Raw genomic sequence first — 2,060 nt, 5'->3', positions numbered from 1 at the left:
GTGAAAAAAATAGTAGATGTATCTCCCTTGATGGTTTATTGTTGAGTTACCACACACCACAAATAACCAAGGAGAACAACTACTATTGTACGCCTATGTTATCATATTTGCGCCTTTTCAACAACATAACAATTCTATTTTAAGATTATCTTCAAGGGGCCCTCCTAAAGCACTGCTGCTCCATGCATCATTGTGCTTTTTGAAAGGAGTTCCCAAATGGACAAGAATGTTCTGGAAAACTATCTCACCCAATTGGACTATTACCTCGAGATCAGAGACCTCTCTAAAAATACCAGAAAGAACTATCAGTCATTCCTCAAGTCATATCTCGAGTGGCTTGACTCTATGGATATCAGCCCCGCTGACTCATCTTTCGCTGACATAAGGACATATATCCTCTTCCTAAAGAATACAAGGAAGCTTTCCAACCACAGCATCAATGCTCATCTGTCTCAAATAAGGTTCTTCAGGCTGTATATATTGAAGCAGTCCTGGAACAAGTACGAAGTACCTTCCATGAAGAAAAACACCTATCTTCCCGAAGTCATGACTCTGGAAGAAACTATGGAATTCATCGGTTCAGTCCAAGACCTGAGGCTCAAGGCCTGTGTCGCATTGCTTTATTCTTCAGGGCTCAGGCTTTCTGAACTCTGCCATCTCAGGTATGAGGACATCAGCAGAAAGTATGGAAGAATATTCATCAGCGCTTCGAAAAACAGGTCTGAAAGATATGCCACATTGTCCACCGACGCTCTGAAGATACTTAGCGAATACTGGAAAAGATATGGCCGTCCCATGGAGTGGCTATTCCCAAGCAGAAAAGCGAATCAGCATGTATCGTCAAACACAATTGGACGTCTCATCTCAAACCATCTTAATAGCCTTAACTGGTCCAAACATATTTCCGCCCATACCTTCCGGCATTCTTTCGCGACACATCTCTACGAGAGCGGTGCTGACCTCATTACCATACAGAAGCTTCTCGGTCACAGGTCCCTGAGCAGCACAGCAATATACATACATCTGGCCAGGACAGGTCCTTCACATTTCAAGAACCCGTTTGATGGTGGCTTGAATGTATAAGGTTCAGCAGGTCTTCAATCAGAGCTACGGAAGCTATCTTGAAATGTACGGTGAAAACAATGACTCTGACAAGGTTGCAAGGGCGATCACCGGCTGCAAGACTCCCGCCATGGGTGGCAACATGACAACCTGCCATGACTGCGGTTCAACCCACATGCACTACAACTCCTGCAGAAACCGCCACTGTCCGTGCTGCCAGTCAATGACCAGGGAAAAATGGATAGATGCCAGGAAAGCCGACGTGGTGGACGCCCCGTATTTCCATGCGGTGTTCACCGTACCTGCTGACCTCAATCCTCTCATCTACTACAACAAAAGGCTTCTCTACAACCTGCTGTATAGCGCCAGCTCTGAAACCCTGCTTGAACTGGCACGGGACGATAAGCATATGGGTGCGGATATCGGCTTCCTGAGCATCCTGCATACCTGGGGGAGCAATCTGTCATTCCATCCGCATATACACGCCATCGTTCTTGGCGGAGGACTAAACAAGTCCCTCAAGTTCGTAGCTGCGGACAGGAATTTCCTGTTCCCGGTCAAGGTGGTTTCCAGGCTCTTCAGAGGCAAGTTCCTAAGCTCACTCAAAAGGCTGTACCTCGAAGGGAAACTGTCATTCCCAGGTGACACAAGCATACTTCAGTATCCTCAGGAGTTCAACAGCTTCCTTACAAGAATGTATTCCACCGAGTGGGTACCCCACATCAAGGAGACCTTCAAGGGTGCTGCCAATGTCATTGAATACCTCGGCAGATACACCCACAGGATTGCAATAAGCAATTCCAGGATACTCGATGCCGGCGATGAATCAGTAACCTTCAGCGTCAAGGACTACAAGTCAGGAGACAAAACCACTCTCACCCTTAGGAATGAGGAGTTCATCAGGAGATTCCTTATGCACGTTCTCCCTAAAGGGTTCGTAAAGATCAGGCATTACGGTCTTCTCAGCAACAGGACAAAGCGCAAGAAGATAGCCATCG

General features: G+C 46.7%; 2 protein-coding genes. Both read left to right on the top strand.

The window, feature by feature from the left end:
• The first annotated feature begins 216 nt into the window (after positions 1-216).
• Positions 217-1,083: a tyrosine-type recombinase/integrase gene (locus T472_RS01960; protein WP_023863262.1), complete on the top strand. Its 867-nt coding sequence runs from the start codon at positions 217-219 to the stop codon at positions 1,081-1,083.
• A partial coding sequence (locus tag T472_RS01955) for an IS91 family transposase (protein ID WP_023863261.1) occupies positions 1,076-2,060 on the top strand: 985 nt, incomplete at its 3' end. The genes T472_RS01960 and T472_RS01955, both read left to right, overlap by 8 nt.

Source organism: Youngiibacter fragilis 232.1, from assembly GCF_000495435.3.
Taxonomy (GTDB): Bacteria; Bacillota; Clostridia; order Clostridiales; family Clostridiaceae; genus Youngiibacter; species Youngiibacter fragilis.
Note: the sequence above shows the minus strand (reverse complement) of the source record. Positions and strands in the feature narration are given on the sequence as shown.

Coding starts and splice junctions, on each gene's coding strand:
- T472_RS01960 (WP_023863262.1), top strand. CDS start 217: ATGGACAAGAATGTTCTGGAAAACTATCTCACCCAATTGGACTATTAC.